Raw genomic sequence first — 21,264 nt, 5'->3', positions numbered from 1 at the left:
CGCGGCAACCACTCCTCCCGGTCATTCCGGGCTTTCCTCAGGGGGTACAACACTGTGCGCAAGCGCAGCCTCTGCACCGTGACCGCCTGCGCGGTCCTGCTCGGCGTCACCACCGCCGGGCCTGCGGCGGCGGCCGGATCGGCCGCCTCCGTCGAGCACACCAGCGGGGCCGGTCTCACGGCCCACATCACGGCACCGCCGTCGGGCACGGCTCATGTCGCGGTACCGGTTCCCGTCACGGCCCACACCGCCGCGGCGTCGGCACCGGCGGCAGCACACACCGCGACCCGCGCCTCGGCGCAGACCGCCGCATCGGCGCCGGTCACCGTCTCCGCCTTCGGCGGGATGGCCGTCGACGGACCCTTGGACCGGGTCTTCGTCGGCGACAGCACCGCCGGCTCGGTCACCGCCGCCGACTACTCGGGCGACAGCCTCGCCACGGTCAGCGGCATCGCCGGGGTCTCCGACCTGGCCGTCTCCACGGACGGCACGACGCTGTACGCCGCCGAGCCCACCACCCACGACGTGGTGGTGCTCAACGCGAGCACCCTCGCGGTCGAGGCCACCTACCCGGTGGCGACCACCAAGGGCCCGACCCACCTCGCCTTCACCTCGGGCAAGCTCTGGTTCACCTACGGCGACCAGTGGTCCGGCAACCTCGGCTCCGTCGACCCCTCGGTGAACACCTCCGGCGGGGCCGGCGCGGTGACGCTCGGACAGATGCCGGCGGGCGTCGGTGCCGGGCTCTGGAACCCGGCGTTGACGAGCACCCAGCCGTCCGCACCGGGCGCGCTCGCGCTCGCCGAGACCGGCCTGTCCACGGACTCGATGGCGGTACTCGACGTCTCCAGTGGGACACCTCAGCTGACCGCCTGGTACCAGGGCGACTACTCGCTGAACTCCGGCATCAACGACATCAGCCTCGTGCCGGGAGCCTCGCAGGTGCTCGTCAACGGCACCCTGCTCGACGGCTACGCGAACGGCAAGTTCAGCAAGGTCGGCAGCTACCCGAACAACGCCTCTGTGGGGACCGCCTCCCCGGACGGGTACGTCGCCCAGTCGAGCGGCGCGACCGTCTACGTCTTCAAGGCCGGCTCGCAGACCCCGCTGCACACCTACCCGTCCAACGCGAGTGCCCTGGCCTGGGCGCCCGACGACTCACGCGTCTTCGCGCTGGCCGGCCAGAACACCGCCACGGGCACCGCGTACGGCCTCCAGGTCCTGACCGACCCGACCAAGGTCCTGCCGACGCTCACCGCCTCCGCGCCCGCGTCGGGCACCGTCGGCAAGGCGTACACCGTCAGCGGCAAGGTGAGCTCGCAGCTGCCGATCCCGGCCGACACCCAACTCTCCGTCACCCGCGTCGACCTGGCGCACCCCGCGGGGTACCTGACCGCGTTCAAGCCCGTGACCGCTGCGGACGGCAGCTGGCACTTCACCGACACGTCCAGCATCGGCGGACCGGTCACGTACCGGATCGGCTACGCGGGCGACAGCGAGCAGAGCGCGGTCAGCGCGTCGGCAACGATCAACATCGCCCGCAGCGCGACCACGGTGAGCATCTCCGCCAACAGCAGCGGCTACTCCTACGGCGGCTGGGCCCACGTCACCGCCCACCTGGGCAGGACCTGGAACGGCCGCACGGTCGAGATCGACGCCCTGCCGGTGGGTATGCCGCAGACGCTCGTCGCGCGCGGCACGGTGGACCGGTACGGCAACCTCTCCGCCTGGTACAAGGTGACCCGGAACACCCGCTTCTCCGCCTGGTTCGCCGGTGACTACTTCTACGGCACCGCGTGGGCGGGCCGATGGGTCAACGGCTACGCGGAGATCGCGGACGTGCTCGACAACGCGTACGGCAGCAACTCGTACGCGGGCTACAGGTTCCAGCTGTTCCACCAGGCGAAGCCGCCGGTGATGGGCATCGCCGTGGGTCCGAACAAGGCCGACCAGTGCATCACCCTGACCGGCCAGTGGTACTACTCGGGCGGCTGGCACATCCTCACCCCGCAGGGCTGCTTCACCCTCGGCAGCAACGGGGTGGTCTGGATCCAGCTGAACCTCACCGGCTTCCCGCTGGGCTCGCACTTCCGGATCGCCCCCGAGTACGGCGGCGACGGCATCAACGCGGCGACCTGGGGCAACTGGCTCTACTTCAGCATCACCAGCTGACGGCCCGTCCGTCACCGACTGCCTTACCCGCCCGCACCGCCGGTCCCCGACCGGCGGTGCGGGCGGTCCTCATTCCCCGTGGGAACCTCGCTCACATCTGACGGAGCGTCAATACAGCACCGTCAGCCGACGGTCAGGCGGAACGGTCCGGCCAGGGCGGTGTAGCCGTTGTCGGCCAGGTAGTAGACGTCGTAGCTGCCCGCCCCGTTCAGCTTGCTGGTGGAGAGGGTGACAGCGCCGCTCTGGTTCGGGGCGTAGGCCCAGGTGAGCGAGGACTGCGCGCCCGGCTTCACCCCCGCCGGGTAGACGCCGATCCAGTTCTCCGCGCTCACCTGCGTGGCGGAGGGCAGCGAGTAGCGGAAGGTCACGTTGCCACCGTTGCTCACCGCGTTGAGATCGCCGGTCAGCGTCGGGGACTTCGCGGTCGAGGGTGCGAACGCGGCGTTCAGCGGGGTCGCGTACGTGTCGTTCGCGGTGAGGCCCGGCAGACCCAGGGCGCCCTCGATGGTGCGGGCGACGCTGTAGTGGTCGTAGTGGAGCGGGCTGGTGGTGCCGGCGGGCACAGTGCCCTGCGAGCCGACCGCGATGGTGGCGACGTGGTCGTAGCCCTCGTTCTCGCTCTCGTCCCAGGTGAGCAGGATCAGCGAACGCTGCTTGGTCCAGGCGGGCGAGGACATGATCGGCGCGAGCGTCTGCTGCAGCCAACCGTCCTGCGTCTTCAGGCTGGTGGCGTTTCCGTCGCCGGAGGACTCGCCGTCGTAGTAGTCGTCCGCAGCGATCCAGGAGAAGTTCGGCGTGGTCGCGGCCGACTTCAGGTCGGTGGACAGCTGCGTGGTGTCGAACAGGTGCGCCGCGCAGCGGGCCGCGTTGCCGCTGATGTCGGCGTAGTTGATGAACGGTGCGTCGTCGGGCTCGTAGTAGCTGTCCGCGCCGCCCTTGCTGGCGTTGCAGGGGGTGCCCATGCCCTGCTCGTACGCCTTCCAGGTCTTGCCGGCGGCCTCGATCGTGTCGCCCAGGTTCCGCTCGGGGGAGTTGATGTTCGGCCAGTAGGTGGCGCCCTTGGTGTAGGTGTCGCCGCCCGCGATGGCCAGATAGTTCTCGTCGCTGGGGTGGTAGACCGCGTGGGAGTCGGTCATCGTCGCACCCTTGGCCATCAGGCTGTGGATGAACGGCGTGTCCGCCGGGTCGTTCATGATCTCGGAGTAGTCCGTGTTCTCCATCATCACGGTGAACACGTGGTCGTAGCCCGGCACCTTCGAGACCGGCGGGGCCGGCGGCTTGGGAGCGGCGACCGGGGTGTCCAGGGTCAGCGCGAGGTTGTCCAGGTAGCCGGTCTCGTCGGAGGTGTCGAGGAACTGCACCTCGACCTGGATGTGCCGGGTGCCGACCGGCACGGATCCGGTGGTGCTGCGCGACAGGAACTTGCTCAACAGGCCCCGGTCGGTGGCGGAGACGGTAGGCAGCTTGGCGGCCGGGCCGACGGGGTTGCCGTTCGCGTCCTGGAAGTGCAGGCTCACCGCGACGTAGCCGCCGTAGACCGTCCAGCCGCCGAGCCAGCCGGACAGGTCGTAGTGCACGCCGCCGCCGTCGATCGCGGAGGCTGCGGAGGAGACGTCGACGTTCTGGCTCATCGAGCCGTCGCCGAAGTTGCCCGGCGCGAAGAAGGCCTTGCCTGGCGTGCTGCCGTCGCTCGGATAACCGAAGGACGCGACCGACTGGCACATCGCGTTGATGCCGCCGGACTGGACGGTCCAGCCGGGCACCGTGGTGGCCGCGCTCCAGTCGTTCGTGCAGAAGCCGCCGGCCTCCGCATCGCCGTTGACGATCAGGTTGCCGCTGGTCCTCGTCGCGGTCGCCGCCGTACTCCCCGCCGCCTGGGCGGGGGCCGGGGTGGCGACGATCAGCGTGCCGAGCAGGGCGAGCAGCCCGCCCAGGGCGCTCCGGCGCATACGCATGGTGTACCTCGTCCAGTCGTGAGGGTGGTGCCTGACGGGCGTCATGGACGGGACATAAGTACAGGCTGCCGCTGTCGACGGGAAGAATGTAGACCAAACTTGACCGGACAAGTTGCTGCAACTTTCCGCGACTTGATCAGACAAGTTCCTGCCCGTAAGCGGCATCAAAGCCGGCCCTACCGCAGTTCGCATCGCGCTCGTTCATCGATCCGACTCCGGAAGAGTCGCGCGCACGGCGCGCCGAAGAGGTCGATCGGGTCCCCGTCGACCTCGAACCGTCCGGCCGCGACCAGGTGCCGCATCGTCCCGTGCCAGAGCGGCAGGATCGGGAGTTCGGCGCAGACCGCAGCCTCGGCGTCCCGGTAGCGTCGCAGCCTCGTGACCGGATCGGCTGTGGCACGGGCCGCATCGATGAGCTCGTCGACGCGGGCGCTGCGGTAGCCGGCGTAGTTGCCACCGGCCTCGGCCGCGGCGGAGTGGAAGAGCGGAAAGAGCATGGTGTCCACGGACGGGTAGTCACTCACCCAGGTCGCCCGGAAGAGTGCGTCAGGCCGCTGCAACCAGCGCAGGTAGTCGGAGCGCGGCAGCGCGTCGACCTCCACCGTCCAATCGAGATGTGCCGCCAGCTGACGGGCGGCGGCGGCGACCCACTGGCCGTGTCCCCGGTCACCGTCGAGCACGATACGCACGGACCTCCGCTCGGCGCCGCACCCGGCCAGAATCCGACGCGCGGCTTCGGGATCGAACGGCAGCCCCGGCAGAGAGCTCTCGCTCCCTCCGGGGAGAAGTCTCGGCGGGATGACCGAAGCGGCCGGCAGCACTTCTCCTGCCCCCGCGATCTCGCACAACCGGCTCCGGTCGACCGCCATCGCCACCGCCCGGCGGACCAACGGGTCGTCGAAGGGGGCGTGTTGAACCGGGAACGCCAGATAGGTCAGCGAAGCACACCGGGTGACCCGGTACGCGTCCTGCGCGCGGCGGGCGTCCCCGGCACGGCCGTCGGCAACCTCCACGATGTCCACCCGGCCCGACTGCCAGGCCCGGTACGCGGCATCCGCGTCGTCGAGAACGTGGAACTCCACCCGCCGCGGCCCGCCCGCACCTCCCTCCGGGAAAGCCGAATTCGCGCCGTAGTAGCCGTCGAGGTGCTCCAGTACGAGCACCGCGTCCCCGGCGCCGGATCCCTCGGTGAAGCGATACGGCCCGGTTCCGACCGGGCTCCGACGGAACAGCCCTGGCCTGCCCTCGCACAGTTCCCGGGGCACCGCCGCGGTGATCGGATGGCTGAGAACCGCGGCGATCTCGTGGAACGGCCGGGACAGGGAGATCTCCAGCCGGTCGGCGGCGAGGGCCCGGACGCCGCTCAGGATCTCCGCACGGCCCGCGCGTACCTCGTCGAAACCGTCCACCAAGGAGAGGAGATAGGCGATCTGCGATCCGGTCGACGGCCGGACCGCCCGGGACAGCGAGTAGGCGTAGTCCGCTGCGGTGACCAGCCTCCCGTGGTGGAACCGGACGCCGGGCCGGAGCCGCAGAACGATCCGTCTCCCGTCAGGGGTGACCTCCCACGCTGCGGCCGCACCGGGCCGCAGCTCCCCGCTTCGGGGTTCGCAGGCCACGAGCGTGTCCGTCAGCAGTCCGAGGACGAGCGCTCCGTCGTGGTCGAAGCAGCTCGCCGGGTCGAGGGACTCCGGCGCGCCTATGCCGATCTTCAGGGTGCTTCTCGATGCTCTTGCCACCCTCACCGATCGAGCACCAGTTTTGTGACCGGCAACGAGGGGCAGCGCACCCGCGGCCCCGCGATCTCGCCCAGGGCGTCGACGCGTCGAACTGACGCTCCGTCAATTCATTAGCCAGGGCCGCAAGCCGCTGACGTTTCAGAACCGCTCTAGACAAGGCGAACCCCCCGATGGTGTAACAGGCACATCCACCGTGCTCTGGAGCCCCTGGAATCCCATAGAGCCAAATCGGGGCTCATGGCCAGGCAGCCGGGGGGCACTGCTCCGCTTCACCGGCATCGCCCCAGCAACCGAGCCGTCGAAAGCCCCGACTGCTGAGCAGTCGGGGCTTTCGTATGCCCTGACGGGCGAGGGGGGATCGGCCCGCCGCAGGGCGGTCAGGGCCTGCGTTCACGACGCGCTTCCCTCAGCGGTCAGCCGGCTCGCGATACAGCTTGTGCTGGGCGGCCTGTGCCCGGGGGCGGAGTACCAGGAGGTCGACGTTCACGTGGGCGGGCCGGGTGACCGACCACGTGATGGTCTCGGCGACGTCCTCGGCGGAAAGCGGATCCGCAACCCCCGCGTAGACCGCGGCGGCCCGTTCCGCGTCGCCGCGGAAGCGGTTGAGGGCGAACTCCTCCGTCCGCACCAGACCGGGAGCGATCTCGATGACCCGGACCGGCGCCCCGCACAGCTCCAGGCGGAGCGTTCCGGCGACGGCGTGCGTGCCGTGCTTGGCGGCGGCATAACCGGCGCCGCCCTCGTAGGGAGTCAGGGCCGCAGTGGACGAGACGATGACGAGGGTGCCGTCACCACTCGCCCGTAGCGCGGGCAACAGCGCCTGACTGACGTTCAGCACGCCAACGACGTTGGCTTCGAACATCTCCCGCCAGTCCTCCGGGTCGGAGGTCTCGACGGGATCGGCCCCCAGCGCCCCGCCGGCGACATTGACCAGCACGTCGCAGCGGTCCAGCCGGGCGGCGAGCTCGGCTACCGCGACTTCGTCCGTGACATCCAGCGTGTGCGCCTCCGCGTGGTGACCGGCGAGGGTCAGCTCATCGGCCAGCGCCTCCAGCCGGTCCTTGCGCCTGGCAGCGAGGACCACCCGGTATCCGGCCGCCGCCAACGCGCGGGCGGTGGCAGCGCCGATACCACTGCTCGCACCGGTCACCACCGCGCACTTCACGACGCGACCGCCTTCGGGCCGCGGGGCATGATCACGGCGGAGACCAGCGCCGGCAGCGCGCCGATCAGCAGCATCACCACAGGCCAGGAGGACACCGACAGCAGGGCGGGGATCAGCAGCGGGGTCACGAAGGCACCGCCGAAGACCATGGTGTTCTCCAGGCCGAGCGCCGTTCCGGAACGCTCCGCGCCGGCCATGATCGCGATCTCGGCGTAGTGCACGCCGTGCCAGCCGCAGGCCAGGAAGCCCGACACCACCAGGAGCGTCGCGTCCACCCAGCTCGGCGCGGACTGGAAGACCGCTGTCCCGATGAACCCGGCGGTGATCAGCCAGCTGTACACCACCACCATCATCCGACGGCTGCGTCCGCCCCGGCGGTCGGTCCAACGGCCGCCCCAGACCCGGGACACGGCGCCCAGCACCTGAACCACGACCAGCAGCACCGCGATGGTGGAGAGCTGCAGGTGCTCGACGGTGTGCAGGAAGACGGAGCCGAAGGTCAGCACGGTGAACTGCGGCAGGTCGAGCAGGAACGCGGTCAGGGCGACGCGCCAGATGTCCCAGCGCTTGAGGGGGTTGGCCACGGTGGTGGCGGCCATGCCGCCGCTCGCCTTGGTCGTGGCCAGCGGCGGCTCGTCCAGCCAGATGATCACGGCGAGCAGGGCGAGCAGGGTGAACACCGTGAGGAAGCCGAAGACCCAGCGGAAGCCCGCGCCCAGCGCCAGCGGCGGGAGCACGGCGGCTCCGATCGCACCGCCCAGCGGCACGGCCGCCACCCGCAGGCTGATCGCGAACCCGCGCTTGTGCGGCGGGAACCAGCCCATCACGGCTCGCCCGGACGCTCCGTTGACGCAGCCGCCGAACGCGCCGGCGAGGAAGAGCACCGCCGCCAGGGCCACGTACGAGGGGACGGCCCCGCCGTTCGGCACCAGGAACACCGTGACCGCGGCCAGCGCCAGAACGGTGCCGGTCAGGCCGGTGATCAGCACCTTCCGCTCGCCGATCCGGTCCGACACGATTCCCCAGAACACGTCGGTGATGAAGATGCCGCAGGTGACCGCGGCCATGACCAGGCCCAGCTCGGCGGGGCTGAGCCGGTAGGCGTTCTGAAGCAGCGAGCCGGACGTGGGGATGCCCTGAAAGGCTGCGCTGAAGGCCGCCTGGGCTCCGATCCCGACCCCGAGGATGCCCCATTTGTAGCGGGCGGAGTGCGTGCGCCCGGAGCGGCCGGTGATGATGTCGGGCGGTGCGGCGGTGGCTGAGCTCGTGACCGCAGCGGCGGACGAGGATGAGGTGGACGTGGACACGACGTCATCTCCTGGTGGTGCGTCAACGGGAAGGGGAGGGGCAGAGCGGCCGGCCCGGAACGTGACGGGCCGGCCGCCCTTCCCAGGTCACGCCGCCGGCGTGGACAGCGGGGCGCCGTCGAGGGCGAGTGCGGTGTCGGGCAGCTCGCCCTGACGCAGCGGCAGGGTGCGCTTCTCGCGGATCACGAGCATCTTGCAACCCTTCGGGCTGGAGACGCGGTGGATGCTGTCCGGGTGCTCGACGACGAGCGTCCCCGGCTGGTACCGGTCGCCGTTGTCGTTGACGAGCTCGCCGTCGAGGATGAAGAGCAGCTCGAAGCCGAGGTGGCGGTGGAGGTCGCCGTGTGCACCGGGCCGGAAGTGGGCTATGTACGCTTCGGCGCCGTCCGGTCCCGTGTCGTCGCCGGTGTAGAGCCAGCGGACGTCCACGGCCTCCCGGCCGGGCTGGACGTAGGGGCGCCACTCGACCTGGCCGTTGACCAGGCCCTCGCCGAGGAGGTCGGTCATCACCTCGACGCGGCGCGGCTGCGGGATGTACTCGAGTTCCGACATGACTGTCTGGTCCCTTTCGTGGATGCGGGTAGGTGCGACGGGCTCCGGGGGGCTGCCCGAAGCGCGCGAGAGCGTGGCGGGTGACCGCCCGGAGGGCGTCAGGCGAAGGACGTCAGGCGAAGGACGTCAACTGGCTTGTGTCACAGGCCCGGAGCGGACTGGAGGACGCCGCCGAGCAGGTCGTCCGAGTGCCACTCGGTGGTCTCGACGTCGGTGGCGTCGGTGGCGTCGGCCCGGGAGGTCGCCCGCCCGGCCCTGCGGGCCTCCTCGGCGGCGCGGAGTTCCGCACGGCGGATCTTCCCCGACGTGGTCTTGGGGAGGTCCGCGAACTCGACGGAGGCGATCCGCTGGTGCGGAGCGAGCTCCTCGGCCGCGAACTCCAGCAGGGAGAGCGCCGTCGTCCGGTCCGGGCTGGCATCCGCCGCGAGTGCCACGTACGCCTTGGGGACGAACATCCCCACCGGGTGGGACACCGGGATGACGGCCGCCTCGGCGACCAGCGGGTGCCGCAGCAGCACGCTCTCCAGCTCGAACGGCGAGATGCGGTGGTCGAAGGACTTGAAGACGTCGTCGCGGCGTCCCACGTAGGTGAGGTAGCCGTCGCTGTCGCGGTGGGCGATGTCACCTGTGTGGTAGTAGCCGTCCGCGAAGACGGCCGCCGTCTTGGCCGGATCGCCGAGGTACTCGGTCATCACCCCGGCCGGAGCCCGGGAGAGGTCGATGCAGATCTCCCCCTCGTCCGCGGGACGCTTGGTCTTGGGGTCGATGAGCAGGATCGGGTAGCCGGGCAGCGGCTTGCCCATCGCCCCGGGGCGGACGGGGAGCCCGGCGGTGTTGCCGACGAGCGCCGTGACCTCGGTCTGCCCGTAGCCGTCACGCACCGTCAGGCCCCAGGCGGCACGCACCCGCTCGATGACCTCCGGGTTGAGCGGCTCGCCCACGGAGGAGAGTTCGCGGAGCGCGGACGGGCGGCGGCCGAGGTCGTGCTGGACCAGGGTGCGCCAGGCGGTCGGCGGCGCGCAGAGGCTGGTCGCCCGCTCCTTGTCCAGGATCCCCGGCAGACGGTGCGGTTCGCCGGGCGGCAGATTCACCGCCAGGACGGTGGCCTCGGCGTTGAAGGGGCCGAAGAAGCTGGACCAGGCGTGCTTGGCCCAGCCCGGCGCGGAGATGTTGGCGTGCACGTCACCGGGGACCAACCCGTTCCAGTACATCCCGGACAGGTGTCCGATCGGGTAGGAAGCGTGGGTGTGGGCGGCCATCTTGGGCGCGGAGGTGGTGCCCGAAGTGAAGTACACGAAGAGCGGGTCGCCGGCCAGGGTGTCGCCGTCGGGTACGAAGCCCGCGGGGGCGGCGTAGGAGTCCTGGTAGCAGTGCCAGCCCGGCAGGCGGTCGCCGGTGGCTATCCGCACCAGGTGCGGCGGCGCCGGTTCGAACCGGTCGGTGAGATGCTCCTCGGTGATGACGTGGGTGACCTGACCGCGCGTCAGACGGTCCGCCAGGTCGGCGCCGGAGATCGAGGTGTAGGTGGGTATGACGACGGCGCCCAGCTTCATCGCGGCCAGGACCGACTCCCAGACCGCGAGTTGGTTGTCCAGCATGAGCAGGATCCGGTCGCCTCGCCGGGTGCCCAGTGCCCGGAACCAGTTGGCGACCCGGTTGGAGCGCTCGGCGAGTTCGGCGTAACTGACGCCGGTCGCCACGGGCACACCACCGGTGGTGTGCCCGGAGAAGGCGTCGACGAGGCGGACCGCGGTGCGGGTGTTGCCGACGGCGACCTGGTCGAACCAGTCCAGCGCCCAGTTGAAGCGGCTCGGGCGGGGCCAGTCGAAGCGCGCCACGGCGGCGTCGTGGTCCTCGCGCAGCTCCAGGAGGAGGTCGCGGGCGGCCATGAACTCGCGGGTCGCGTCGGGATTGTGACCGATCATGGTCATTCGCTCCGGGTGGCTCGGACGGCCGCCTGGAGACCGGGCAGGCGGGTGGCGGGCAGGTTGTGGTGGAGCTGCGTGTGTCCGGGCCGGCGGGGCTCGGCGAGCAGGTCGGCGGCGATGGCGTCCGCGTCGCTGTGGAAGGCGACCATCGGTCCGGGGCGGCCGTTTCCGATCTGGGTGAACCAGCGCAGTTCCTCGGTAGGGATGCCCAGCGCGTAGAGGCCTGGCGCAGGCCGGCCGGCCGCGTCGACGACGCGGAACGGCTTGCCGGTGACAGCCAGTGCCCCGGTGGTGAACCGGGCGCCGTCGCGAGGGCTGATGTTCACGTGCGGTGAGGCGAGGCTGTCGGCGACGAGCTGACGCATCAGCGGGGACGCGTCAGCGGTAAGGCTCGCCGGCGGGATCCGGGCGTCGATGAGCACCCGCGCGGTTGTCGCGGACTGCTGGACCCGGGGTGACGAGAGCACGAACTGCCCCGCGTCCTCGTCGGTTTCGATGCGCAGGTCGGGCCCGGCCACGGTGAGCACCCCGGCCTCGATCAGCGCGACGGTCTGCCGGATGCGCACGGACGGGGGCCCCGCCGAGACCATGGTGTTGATGGGGTTGAACCAGCGCAGGAACTCGTCGCGCTGCGACTCGGGGTGCAGGCTGGAGAACTCCACGGCCTCCCGCATGACGCCGCGGGTGTCGCGCAGGATGTCCAGCGCTGCCTTCAGCGGCCCGTCGACATTGCCCGCCTCGGCCTCGGCGGCGTCGCTGCGCAGCACCGCCAGCAGCCGCTCGTGGAAGGCATCCGGTCCGGTGAACTCCTCGCCGCTGAACGGTCTGGCCATTGCCTCCAGGTCGATCGGCGGCACATCGGACAGCCCGGTGTCGGCGAGCAGCTTGCCCAGCTCGCCCGGGTCGTCCGCAACACCCTGGTAGCGGGCGGTGAAGGCCTGCGCGGCCGTCTCGCCGTCGCGACGGCTGATGTGCGTGCGGTAGTAGACGTGCTCCACCTCACGCAGCACCAACGGCAACACGTGCTGACGGAACCTCAGTTGGAGGGTCCCCGCCTCAGCCATGGCGTCGGCACGGGCCTGCGCCACCGCCTCCGAGCTGAAGAAGAGCGGCGTGTAGCGGTAGTGGGCGTCCTTCTGGTTGCGGCCGCGGGCCAGCAGCGGAAGTCCGCTGCGCGACCCGGCCACCAGGTGCGGCTCCTTCCCCGAGGGGTGGTAGACGAGCTGTCCGTCCGGCGTCTGCTCGTAGCGCCCGCCGCGTCCCAGCGTGAGCAGGGCCGCCACGTCGTAGAAGGTGAGGCCGAGACCGAGGACGGCGACCTGCTGGCCCGCCTCGATGAAGTCCAGATCCATGTCGGCCGCGGAGTCACCCCGCAGATAGCGGACACCCCGGTGGCGAGAGGCGAAGTCGAGCAGGTCGCGGTCGAGCGCGCCTGCCTTGGTACGGGGGTGGCCGGTGGCCAGGACCACCCTGTCGGCGCGGACCGGTCGGCCGCCGACGGACAGGACGTACCCGCCGTCCTCCCCGCGCCGGACGGCACCGACCCGGCCCTGCACGGCCTCGACGGTGACCTGCGCCGGCAGGTTCGCGGTGATGTGGCGAAAGACGTCGCGCAGGTAGCGGCCGTACACGCGGCGCGGCGCATAGGTGTTGGACGACGGCTCCGCGTCGTCCAGGGACTCGTACCGGCCCTGCGCATACTCCTCGCACAGCCACGCGTGGAGCGAGGGGCCGGCCCCGGCCCGCCAGGGCCCTCCGTCCGGCTCGCCCGAGTAGAGGCTGACCTCCCCGGCGGCGGTGTTCATCAACAGCCATAGGGGCTGATCCGTACGCCAGATCCGGCCGGCGCCCGGCTCTCCCGGGTCGATGGTGCGGATCCGAACCGGGCGGGACTCCCCCGCAGCGGCCAGGCGTGCGATCAACCGCTCCAGCACGGACAAGCCGCGCGGCCCCATCCCGACGATCGCCACTTCCAGATGCTCGTGAGACATCGATGCCACTCCTTCCTTACCCGTTGCTCCGAACTGAACGCTCAAAATAATACCTTCGCAAAGGTATATTTCGAGAGCCCACGGAGTGACGTGCGCCACATCCAGTGGCACACGTCTGCCGCATCAACTCCGGCGCAGCACCACCGCCAGCACCTCGTCCACGCGCTCCCGGATGTCCTGACGGTCATTCAGAACCCAGGAGATGTGCTGCGCGCCGAAGAACGCGGAGACCAGGACCCGAGAGAGCACCTCCGGCGCGATCTCGGACGTGACCTCCCCGTCACGCTGCGCCTGCACCAGCAGGGCGGTGAGCATCTCGCCGTAGTCCACATACGGGGTGGGCAGCGCGGCGTCGATGAACGCCCGCTCGATCTGGAGCCGCGCACCGGCCCGGGTCACGATGTCGTCCGCGAACGCGACGGCGGTGCGGGTCAGCAGTTCCGTCACGGTGTCGCGCGCGGAGAGTCCAAGGCTCGTCACCTCCTGGGCCATGCGCGGCAGTCGGCGATAGAACGCGTCGGCCACCGCGAGAGCCAGCCCCTCCTTGTTGGCGAAATGGAAGTAGACGGCCCCCTTCGTCACTCCCGCCAACTGCGCCACGTCGAGCACGGTGACACTGGGGAAGCCCTTGTCGGCGAACGCCTGGGCGGCGGCGTTGAGCACGGCCTCGCGCGTGCGCAGCGCGCGTTCCTGCTTGAGTGCGTCCCCCTTCGCGTTGGTTGTCGCGCGGCTCCCCCGGTCCGGTCCGATGTCAGCAGTCGGCGTCACGTTTCCTCCTGGCACTGTTCTTGCTTGCAATATACCTTCTCGTAGGTATATTTTCCTTCTGCACCGCCTGCGATTCGAATGCTCGTTCGTAAGCTCGTGCCCATTTCAGGGGGATTTATACCATGCGCTCCAACGTGAATGGACAGACCCTAGTCGACACCGGCCGCCTGCTCGGGGTCAGCGAGTCGGGAGTCGACCCGAGACTCACGTTTCTCAGGCCGGTCCCGCGGCACCTGGTCCACCGGGCGGCGGTGGCGGAGGTGTTCCTCACCGACGCAGTGAAGGTGTCCGACGACCACTTCCTCGTCGCCGCCCAGTGGCCGCGCGACCACGCCCTGTACGCCCCGGACCCCGGCGGGCAGAGCGATCCACTGCTCTTCGCCGAGACGATCCGGCAGACGATCGTGTACCTCGCACACGAGTACTACGAGGTTCCGATCGGCCATCGGTTCATCGGACGCGACCTCAACTTCGAGATCACCGAGCCGGAACTGCTGCGCGTCGCGGGCGCCCCGCTGCCACTCGTCCTCGAGGCCACGTGGAGCTGGACCGACGGGTACCAGCCGAAGCGACACGGCATGCGCCTGGACGCAGTCCTGACCGTGGGCGGCCGGCCCTGCGGCCACGGCTCGCTCTCCGTCATAGCGGTGGACGATCGCCGCTACGGCATGCTGCGGCGCCGGTCCGGCCGCACCGCCGAACTCCCCTCGCCCAGCGCCCGCGAGGGAGCCCGACGGCTTCCCGCCCGCGAGGTGGGCAGGCTGCGGGACAAGGACAGCGTGCTGGAACGGACGCCCGACGGCGCGTGGCTGCTCGACGCGGATCCCGACCACGCCATCCTCTTCGACCACGCGACCGACCACATCCCGCTGATGGTCCTGCTGGAAGGCTTCCGGCAGCTCGGTCACGCGCTCTTCGACTCCGCACGCGGCCCGTTCGATGCGGCACGCGGCCCGTTCGATCCCGACCGTGGCCCGTTCGACGCCGACCGCGGCCCCGGCGCACTGACCGCGGTCCGAACCGACTGCCTGGCATTCGCCGAACTCGACGAGCCGATCGAGCTGGTGGCGCACCCGCACACGCAGGCAGCTCACGGCCCGCACGCAGCCGTGGTCAACAGCCTGCTGATCGAGGCCCGTCAGGACGACCGCGTCATCGCCTCCGCGACCGCCGAGTGGATCCGGTCCGCCGCATCCGGACGCGCGGTCGACTCCCCCTCCCTGTTGGCGAGCTGAGCCGGAGCACCACCGGCCTGACACCGCCTCAAACGATTGACGTGCTCCGCGCCGGAGCCGTCAGCGGTGCCCCCACGTCACGTCGCCGCCTCCGCCAACAGCAGCAGAACGCCCTGGATGCGGAGGAGCCGGTCGGGCAGATCCTCGACCGTGGAGCCCAGCCCCGGGCCGCAGAAGCCGAAAAGCAGAGCGAGAGCCAGATCGGCCACCGCCTCTGTGTCCGCGGCCCATCGGGGCTGGCCCTCCGGGCCCGCCACCTCGCAGACGGCCCGCACACCCTGCCGCACCGTCGCGACAACCATCGGCTCGCTGTCCGCGGCCCGGGCCTCCTCCAGGCAGAGCCGCAGGCCGGCCCTGAAGCGCACGTCCACGGCGATCCGCTCCCCGAACGCGCCGAACAACCGGCCCAGCGCGGTCGACACGGGCTGTCCCGGCGGAGCCTGGGCCACCAGGGCTGCGGCCACCTCGTCCACATAGTCGATCAGCACGTCAGCGAGCTGTCGCTTGGAGGCGAAGTGCCCATACAGGGCTCCCTTGGTCAGACCGGCCTGCTCGACGATCTGCTCCAGGACGGCTGCCGCGAAACCGTAGCGGTAGAACTCCACCGCGGCGGCAGCCAGGATCCGGTCGTGGCTACGCCGGGAACGATCCTGCTTCACAACGTCCTCCCTTCCACAGAGCAATCGTTGCGAATGAAACATACCGCCATGAACGAATTTTATGTACATCCACAACAGGACCCGACTCACAGGGAGCATTCCGTGCCATCCGCCAGTGTGACCGCCCTGGGGCAGGCCGCCGCAACAGCCGCTCTGCACGCCCCAGCGGCGGACCGGGACCGCATACTTCACCCCGACACCGTCGCGGCCGTCACCACCGCGGGCTTCCCCGGGCATTTCGTCCCACACCGCTGGGGAGGCCGAGCGGGAGGCTACGCCGAGCTCCTGACCCAGGTCGCGGCGCTGGCCGACGACTGCGCCTCGGCGGCCTGGTGCGCCGGTCTCTGGGCAACACACGGCCGCTACGCCGCCCTCATGCCCGAGAAATGCCAGGAGGAGATCTGGGGCGCAGGCCCCGACGTACGGATCTCAGCCGCTCTGATGCCGCCCAGCGGAAGCGCCACCGCCACGGCCGAGGGCTGGTCACTGCGCGGCGAGTGGCACTGCGTCAGCGGAGTCGAGCACGCGCAGTGGGTACTGCTCGCGGCACCCGTCCACGGCGAGGATGTCCGCGGCGGGGATGTCGACGGCGAGCAACCCCGCGGTCTCAGCGGCGACGTGACGGTGCGCGTCTTCGCCGTGCCGACCGAGCTACTACGCATCCAGGACACCTGGCACAGCACCGGACTGCGTGGAACGGGCAGCCACAGCGTCGTCCTCCCCGAGGTCGACCTGCCCCACTACCGCAGCGCACCGCTCACGACACTGCTCGGCGGGACGAGCGGGCCAGGCCTTTCGCGCTGCCACTCCGCGCCGGCGATGCTCGGCGGACCACTGCTCCTCGCGGCTCCCGCCCTCGGCGCCGCCCGACACGCCCTGCACGCGTGGATGACCTGGGCCAGCACCTCGCGGGCCCAGACCGCGGCCCAGACCGCAGGTCAGACTGCGGCTCAGACCGCGGGTCCGGCGGCCGAGACGCTGGCCCGTTCCTCGACCGAGATCGAGGCCGCCGCGCTGCTGCTGGAACGCGCGGCGGACCGGGCCGATGTCGAGCACCCGACTCCCGCCACGGTCGCGAGGAACCGCAAGGACGCCGCCTTCGCGAGCGACCTTCTGGTGACGGCGGTCGAGCGGTTGCTCCGCACCGGCGGCGCACACGTCCGCGACAACACCGGTGTGCTGCAACGCTGCTGGCGCGACGTGCACACGGTCACCGCCCACGGCGCGCTCCGGCTGGACACCGCCGCCGAGAGCTATGCGTCGACGGTCCTCATACCGGAAGCAGACGAGATGACCCTGACCTCGACCGTGGAGCCGGCATGAACACCCCGCGGCCCTACCTCGTCTTCGCGGACGTCGACGAGACCCTGATCCGCCCGAAGAGCCTCATCGACTTCCTCCCCTACTACTTCGCAGGGCGCCATGGCAGCACGGGCGCCGAGCGCGCCGACACCGTACTGCGGCACCTCGCGGCCCGCATCGCCGCGGGCGAGCCCCGAGCCGCGCTCAACCGCACCTACTACCGCACGTGGCGCGGGGAGACGGCCACCGCCCTGCACACCTGGGGTCGCCGCTGGTACGCCGAACAGACACGAGGTGGAGACCTCTTCATCCCCGCGACCCTGCAGGCCCTGCGTCGCCATCGGGAGCAGGGCGCGACCGTGGTCCTGGTCTCGGGTTCCTTCCCTCCGCTGCTGTCTCCCGTGGCGAAGGCGATCGGCGCGGCCCACACACTGTGCACCCGACCCGCCATCCAGCACGGCCGACTGACCGGCGAGATCACCGGCCCCCCGATGATCGGTGAGGCGAAGCGCGCCGCCGTCCGCCGCATCCTCGCCGAGCACCCCGACGTCGCCCCGACCGACTGCTACGCCTACGGCGACCACCCGTCCGACCTCCCCATGCTCGAGGAGGTCGGCCACGCGGTGATCGTAGGTCAGAACCCCCACCTCCACCGAGCCCTGCCAACTGCGGCACACCTGCCCACCGACTGACACTCCGTTCGGCCGGGGCGGGTCGGGGTCAGGTTCGGGGTCGGGATCGGGGTCGGGATCGGGATCGGGGTGGGCAACGGTTCACGCTGAGACGCTACGAGGTACTGAGCAGTCCTGCGATCTCCGCCGGCGCCCACGCGCCGACCGCGCCTGGACGGCTTGCCAGATAGTCGGCGATCTGCGCGGTGTCCCATCCGTGAGACTCCCGCAGCCCGGAGGCGAAGTTGAGGAGATAGGCAGCAGACGGCTTGTTGAGTGAGGCTTCGGACCTCCGCCATGCCGCTGTGAAAGTCAGTACGGGGTAGCCGTCCACCAGACCAGGGCAGACCAACGTCTCATATCGCCCCTCCCCCATCGTTGCCCGACCGACGGCGAGCACGTCGCCGAGGTCGAGATCCGCCCCGGGTTCCCGGTACATCTCCTGCGCGGCGATGTCAGAGAACTGCGAGACCGTCACGAGGTACGCCCGTGCCGGCATTTCCCCGGGATCGAGCGGGTCATAGAACCCCATACCTCCCGTCCACGCCCCTGACTCCAAAGCAAAATAGAGCTGACCAGGCAGTATGACGGGGATCATCTGCTGCGGCGGTCGCGGATCACGGCATCCCGGGTAGGTACGTGCACCGCCCGGAGGTCGGCCACCCGCAAGGTAGAAGTTGAGGCGGTCGAAGTGCATGTTGGAGCCATAGGCCGCGTACCACACCTGATCCGTGGTCGCGGTGCGTGTGGAGAGGCTCTCCGGTCTACGGGGGATGGTCACGGCTTCCAGTCTGGTCAGTCGACACGTCGTACCGGATCACTTCGACTACTCAGCGGGACGTCGGTAGCTCGTTGAGCGGCCCCTTCCCCCAAGTTGCTCTGTGCAGGCCGCCTCCAGACGGTGTCTGAGCTGTGGTTCTCCGCTTCCGCGCGCGAACTGGAAAGCCGATCCGCCGCTGGGCCCTCGATGGGATCATGTGACGCTTTTCGGCGCTGGAGCCAAGTAGAGACGTAGGCAGTCACTCGTTCGACCCAAGGAGCGTCCGTGCCCACGGAGCACCCAATAGCCCCACCCGTGGCAGACCCATCCGGGTTCGCCGAGTTCTACCAGCAGAACTTCGCCACGGTCCTCGGCTTCGTCACCCGGCGTACCGACAGCGTGCATCTGGCAGCCGACCTGACCGCCGACATCTTCATGACCGCGCTGGAACAGGTGGACAGCTACGACGCCCGGCGGGGCACGCCCGCGGCCTGGCTGTACGGCATCGCCCGCAACGTCCTGGCCACACACTTCCGTGGCAGCGCCCGAGAGCGGCGCGCTGTCTCCCAGATCGCCGGCCACCGGATGCTCGACGAGCAGGACGTCGCCGCGATCGAGGCCCGCATCGACGCGGCCCGCACCGCTCGGCGGTTGACCGGGCTCCACGCGGCGTTGTCCGAACCGCTGCGCGCCGTGCTGGACCTGGTCGCGGTCGACGGGCTGACCATCCGTGAAGCCGCCCAGACGCTGGGGATCAGCGCCGCCAGCGCACGGATGCGCCTGCACCGGGCCCGCAAGGCTCTGAAGAGCGTCACTCCGCAGACCAATCCATCTCTGAACACCCTTCTGGAGGCCGCCTCGTGAACACCCCCGTGGACACTCCCGTGAACTTCCAGCAGCGACTCGGGGACGAGCTGACCGCCCGAGCCGCAGCCCGACCCGTCCTCTCACTGACGCCCGTCCGGCAGCGCCACACCAGGCGTATCGCGGTCACCTCGCTCGGGTTGGCCGCCGCCGTCACCGCCGCCGTCCTGGGAACCCACGCCGTCGGCAGCCCCGCCACCCCCCAGGCAGCACCAGCTCCCTCCTCGGCCGGGAACAGCAACTCCACGCCCGTCTTCAGCGATGTCGGCTACACCGTGACGGTCCGCCCCGGCCACATCGTCGCCCTAGAGATCATCGGCACGAAACTCGCCGGGCTCCAGGCGGCGCTGCACCGAACGGGGTTGCCCGCCGTCGTACTGTCCCCCTCGGCCACCTGCCCCACCAAGGTCACCCCGGTCGACAGCAGCCACCTCGGCCAGGTGATGTCCTTGGACCCGAAGAACGGCCGCGTCGCCCTGCTCGACCCCGGCGCGGTCCCGCACGGCGACACCCTGCTGGTCGTCGACGAAGCCCCGCCAGGCGCACTCCACAAGTCCGTCGGGAGCCTGGCCGTCATGCTGACCAACCCGGCCCCGACCTGCTTCCCCTCCTCACAGGTCGACATCGGCGGGGGCTGATCGCACGTTCCGGCAGGCTCCGCACGCGCAGACCGATGAAGGGGTTCGCGCGGCCCATGGCGGACAACGCTGAGGGCAACCGCAACCCCGGAAAACGACGAGGACCCGGATGCAGAAGCATCCGGGTCCTCATCTGCCCTGGTGGGCGGGTGCGGAGGATACGAGATTCGAACTCGTGAGGGGTTACCCCCAACACGCTTTCCAACTGTTCGTCCGGGGGTTCAGCTGAGTACGCCACCGTCCCGACCTGCGGAGAAGTGCCCAGACGAGGGCTGGCCGGACACTCGCGGACGGAGGTGAATGCAACTGGAACTGCAACTGGCCGACATCCCCACCCGGGCCCCAACGCGTCGGGGCGATCAGGGCGAAACGAGCTACTTGCTGTAGTGGTAGCGGCAGGCGATGACGCACACCGTGTCGGCCTGCTCGTCTAGGACGTAGACCAGGCGGTGTTCCTGGTCGATTCGGCGGGACCAGGCCCCGGCGAGTTCGTGGCGCAGGGGTTCGGGTTTGCCGATGCCCTCGCGGCCGTTGCGGCGGATGTCGTCGATGAGTTGGTTGATGCGTTTGAGGAGGCGGCGGTCGTTCGCCTGCCAGTACAGGTAGTCGGTCCAGCCACCGTCGGTGAACTGGATCTTCATGCGGACTGCTCGGTGGCGTCCTCGGGGTCGATCAGTTCGCGGTTCTGGGTGCGACCTTCCTGGTAGTCCCGAAGGGACTGACGCAGATGGTCGGCGTTGGCGGGGGAGCGCAAGAGGTAGTCGGTCTCGCGGAGCGACGCGTAATCGGCCAGGGAGACGACGACCAGCGGCTCATGGCCGGCCCGGGTGATGACAAGTTCCTCGGCGTCGTTCTCGACAGAGTCGAGCGCGGCAGCGAGATTGCTGCGGAGCTCAGTCGCACTCATCGTCTTCATAGCGTACAGAATAGCGTACGTTCGTTGCCTGAGCTAGGAGGCGAGCCGCCTCGTGGCGTCGAGCCAGGGCTGGGGCTCGGGTGCATCCTCGGCCATCCTGACCTCCTCCTCTCACCAGCCAGTGCCGTCGAGCCAGGAATTCAGCCACTGTGCGAGTGACGGCGAGTCGGTGAACCAAGCCTCCGCCCAGTCTTCGGGGTCGGCGTTCGGCTCGAAGAGCAGGACCGGAGCATCTGGGTCCAGGCAGTCCACCGCGGCGTACATGCCGCAGCCCCAGTCCAGGATCGGCAGGACGCCGTGGGGCCAGTATTCGCAAGGGCCGTACCCGGCAACCGCTGTCCGGCTCTCGCCGACCAGGGGCAGCAGCAGGTACTCGGGACCGAAGCCGCCGTTGGCCACCTCCTGGTACAGCCGGACCAGCAATCGCGGTAGCGGGAAGCCGAGTTCGCGCTCCGCTGCGGCGACCTCTCACTCGCCGACCCGAGCGGGGAGCTCGCCCCTCTCTTGGAACGCGCGTTCGCGGACGCGAGCGACGATGTCCGAGGTGGCGCTCATGCCGACGACTCCCGCGTCGTGCTGATCGTCTATGCCTGTCATGGCCTGGAACATAGCGAAGGCCGCTGACGGCGTGACCTGTGGCTG

General features: G+C 70.1%; 19 protein-coding genes and 1 pseudogene. 6 read left to right on the top strand and 14 right to left on the bottom strand.

All coding sequences use genetic code 11. The features are described from left to right. Nucleotides 1-54: 54 nt before the first annotated feature. Nucleotides 55-2,172, top strand: a complete 2,118-nt coding sequence (locus ABH928_RS12655; protein WP_370065389.1) for a YncE family protein — start codon at nucleotides 55-57, stop codon at nucleotides 2,170-2,172. A 122-nt stretch (nucleotides 2,173-2,294) separates the two neighbouring features. Here the strand turns inward: ABH928_RS12655 and ABH928_RS12650 are convergent, their stop codons facing one another. The 8 genes from ABH928_RS12650 to ABH928_RS12615 form a co-directional block, all read right to left on the bottom strand. Then, complete coding sequence (locus tag ABH928_RS12650) at nucleotides 2,295-4,127, bottom strand: alkaline phosphatase family protein (RefSeq protein ID WP_370065387.1); 1,833 nt, start codon at nucleotides 4,125-4,127, stop codon at nucleotides 2,295-2,297. Between the two features lie 176 nt (nucleotides 4,128-4,303). Next, nucleotides 4,304-5,866 (bottom strand): ABC transporter substrate-binding protein, encoded by a 1,563-nt coding sequence (locus ABH928_RS12645; protein WP_370065385.1) that lies wholly within the window; start codon nucleotides 5,864-5,866, stop codon nucleotides 4,304-4,306. Between the two features lie 406 nt (nucleotides 5,867-6,272). Next, complete coding sequence (locus ABH928_RS12640; protein WP_370065383.1) at nucleotides 6,273-7,031, bottom strand: SDR family NAD(P)-dependent oxidoreductase; 759 nt, start codon at nucleotides 7,029-7,031, stop codon at nucleotides 6,273-6,275. Continuing rightward, nucleotides 7,028-8,338: an MFS transporter gene (locus ABH928_RS12635; protein ID WP_370065381.1), complete on the bottom strand. Its 1,311-nt coding sequence runs from the start codon at nucleotides 8,336-8,338 to the stop codon at nucleotides 7,028-7,030. Before ABH928_RS12635 ends, ABH928_RS12640 begins: the two co-directional genes overlap by 4 nt. 87 nt (nucleotides 8,339-8,425) lie before the next feature. Continuing rightward, nucleotides 8,426-8,890, bottom strand: a complete 465-nt coding sequence (locus ABH928_RS12630) for a cupin domain-containing protein (protein ID WP_370065379.1) — start codon at nucleotides 8,888-8,890, stop codon at nucleotides 8,426-8,428. A gap of 140 nt (nucleotides 8,891-9,030) precedes the next feature. After that, nucleotides 9,031-10,815, bottom strand: coding sequence for an AMP-binding protein (locus tag ABH928_RS12625; protein ID WP_370065377.1), 1,785 nt, complete (start codon nucleotides 10,813-10,815; stop codon nucleotides 9,031-9,033). A 2-nt stretch (nucleotides 10,816-10,817) separates the two neighbouring features. Next, entirely contained in the window at nucleotides 10,818-12,809 is a 1,992-nt protein-coding gene (locus ABH928_RS12620) for an FAD/NAD(P)-binding protein (protein WP_370065375.1), read from the bottom strand. A 123-nt stretch (nucleotides 12,810-12,932) separates the two neighbouring features. Next, on the bottom strand, nucleotides 12,933-13,577 hold the full coding sequence (locus ABH928_RS12615) for a ScbR family autoregulator-binding transcription factor (RefSeq protein WP_370065373.1): 645 nt from the start codon (nucleotides 13,575-13,577) through the stop codon (nucleotides 12,933-12,935). A gap of 134 nt (nucleotides 13,578-13,711) precedes the next feature. Here ABH928_RS12615 and ABH928_RS12610 point away from each other — a divergent pair, with 134 nt between their 5' ends. After that, nucleotides 13,712-14,812, top strand: a complete 1,101-nt coding sequence (locus tag ABH928_RS12610; RefSeq protein ID WP_370065371.1) for a ScbA/BarX family gamma-butyrolactone biosynthesis protein — start codon at nucleotides 13,712-13,714, stop codon at nucleotides 14,810-14,812. 77 nt (nucleotides 14,813-14,889) lie between these two features. On the opposite strand, the gene ABH928_RS12605 is transcribed toward ABH928_RS12610, so the two are convergent. After that, on the bottom strand, nucleotides 14,890-15,471 hold the full coding sequence (locus ABH928_RS12605; protein WP_370065369.1) for a TetR family transcriptional regulator: 582 nt from the start codon (nucleotides 15,469-15,471) through the stop codon (nucleotides 14,890-14,892). Nucleotides 15,472-15,573: 102 nt separating this feature from the next. Between ABH928_RS12605 and ABH928_RS12600 the strand changes: the two genes are divergently transcribed. Next, on the top strand, nucleotides 15,574-16,794 hold the full coding sequence (locus tag ABH928_RS12600) for an oxidoreductase (protein WP_370065367.1): 1,221 nt from the start codon (nucleotides 15,574-15,576) through the stop codon (nucleotides 16,792-16,794). Then, nucleotides 16,791-17,465 (top strand): HAD family hydrolase, encoded by a 675-nt coding sequence (locus ABH928_RS12595; protein WP_370065365.1) that lies wholly within the window; start codon nucleotides 16,791-16,793, stop codon nucleotides 17,463-17,465. Before ABH928_RS12600 ends, ABH928_RS12595 begins: the two co-directional genes overlap by 4 nt. A 94-nt stretch (nucleotides 17,466-17,559) precedes the next feature. On the opposite strand, the gene ABH928_RS12590 is transcribed toward ABH928_RS12595, so the two are convergent. Beyond that, the gene (locus tag ABH928_RS12590) at nucleotides 17,560-18,225 is read right to left on the bottom strand and encodes a histone deacetylase (protein WP_370065363.1); all 666 of its coding nucleotides are present in this window, start codon (nucleotides 18,223-18,225) and stop codon (nucleotides 17,560-17,562) included. 294 nt (nucleotides 18,226-18,519) lie between these two features. Here ABH928_RS12590 and ABH928_RS12585 point away from each other — a divergent pair, with 294 nt between their 5' ends. Together ABH928_RS12585 and ABH928_RS12580 are read left to right on the top strand one after the other, a co-directional pair. Continuing rightward, nucleotides 18,520-19,068 (top strand): RNA polymerase sigma factor, encoded by a 549-nt coding sequence (locus ABH928_RS12585; protein ID WP_370065361.1) that lies wholly within the window; start codon nucleotides 18,520-18,522, stop codon nucleotides 19,066-19,068. Then, a complete protein-coding gene (locus ABH928_RS12580; RefSeq protein WP_370065359.1) occupies nucleotides 19,065-19,706 on the top strand; it encodes a hypothetical protein in 642 nt (213 codons plus the stop codon). The genes ABH928_RS12585 and ABH928_RS12580 overlap by 4 nt, the downstream gene beginning before the upstream one ends. A 374-nt stretch (nucleotides 19,707-20,080) precedes the next feature. Here the strand turns inward: ABH928_RS12580 and ABH928_RS12575 are convergent, their stop codons facing one another. The 4 genes and pseudogenes from ABH928_RS12575 to ABH928_RS12560 all read right to left on the bottom strand — a co-directional run bounded on the left by ABH928_RS12575 (nucleotide 20,081) and on the right by ABH928_RS12560 (nucleotide 21,219). Then, nucleotides 20,081-20,347, bottom strand: a complete 267-nt coding sequence (locus ABH928_RS12575) for a Txe/YoeB family addiction module toxin (protein WP_370065357.1) — start codon at nucleotides 20,345-20,347, stop codon at nucleotides 20,081-20,083. Continuing rightward, the gene (locus ABH928_RS12570) at nucleotides 20,344-20,613 is read right to left on the bottom strand and encodes a type II toxin-antitoxin system Phd/YefM family antitoxin (protein WP_370065355.1); all 270 of its coding nucleotides are present in this window, start codon (nucleotides 20,611-20,613) and stop codon (nucleotides 20,344-20,346) included. The genes ABH928_RS12575 and ABH928_RS12570 overlap by 4 nt, the downstream gene beginning before the upstream one ends. A gap of 120 nt (nucleotides 20,614-20,733) precedes the next feature. Continuing rightward, a pseudogene (locus tag ABH928_RS12565) lies at nucleotides 20,734-21,078 on the bottom strand (SMI1/KNR4 family protein); the annotation flags it as partial. A gap of 12 nt (nucleotides 21,079-21,090) precedes the next feature. Beyond that, complete coding sequence (locus tag ABH928_RS12560) at nucleotides 21,091-21,219, bottom strand: hypothetical protein (protein WP_370065353.1); 129 nt, start codon at nucleotides 21,217-21,219, stop codon at nucleotides 21,091-21,093. Between the last annotated feature and the right edge of the window lie 45 nt (nucleotides 21,220-21,264).

It is taken from the genome of Streptacidiphilus sp. MAP5-3 (assembly GCF_041262505.1).
Taxonomy (GTDB): domain Bacteria; phylum Actinomycetota; class Actinomycetes; order Streptomycetales; family Streptomycetaceae; genus Streptacidiphilus.
Note: the sequence above shows the minus strand (reverse complement) of the source record. Positions and strands in the feature narration are given on the sequence as shown.

Excerpts from the sequence above, each read along its gene's own strand:
- ABH928_RS12630 (WP_370065379.1), bottom strand. The coding sequence starts at position 8,890 with ATGTCGGAACTCGAGTACATCCCGCAGCCGCGCCGCGTCGAGGTGATG.
- ABH928_RS12620 (WP_370065375.1), bottom strand. The coding sequence starts at position 12,809 with ATGTCTCACGAGCATCTGGAAGTGGCGATCGTCGGGATGGGGCCGCGC.
- ABH928_RS12595 (WP_370065365.1), top strand. The coding sequence starts at position 16,791 with ATGAACACCCCGCGGCCCTACCTCGTCTTCGCGGACGTCGACGAGACC.
- ABH928_RS12560 (WP_370065353.1), bottom strand. The coding sequence starts at position 21,219 with ATGACAGGCATAGACGATCAGCACGACGCGGGAGTCGTCGGCATGAGC.
- ABH928_RS12650 (WP_370065387.1), bottom strand. The coding sequence starts at position 4,127 with ATGCGTATGCGCCGGAGCGCCCTGGGCGGGCTGCTCGCCCTGCTCGGC.
- ABH928_RS12625 (WP_370065377.1), bottom strand. The coding sequence starts at position 10,815 with ATGATCGGTCACAATCCCGACGCGACCCGCGAGTTCATGGCCGCCCGC.
- ABH928_RS12575 (WP_370065357.1), bottom strand. The coding sequence starts at position 20,347 with ATGAAGATCCAGTTCACCGACGGTGGCTGGACCGACTACCTGTACTGG.
- ABH928_RS12570 (WP_370065355.1), bottom strand. The coding sequence starts at position 20,613 with ATGAGTGCGACTGAGCTCCGCAGCAATCTCGCTGCCGCGCTCGACTCT.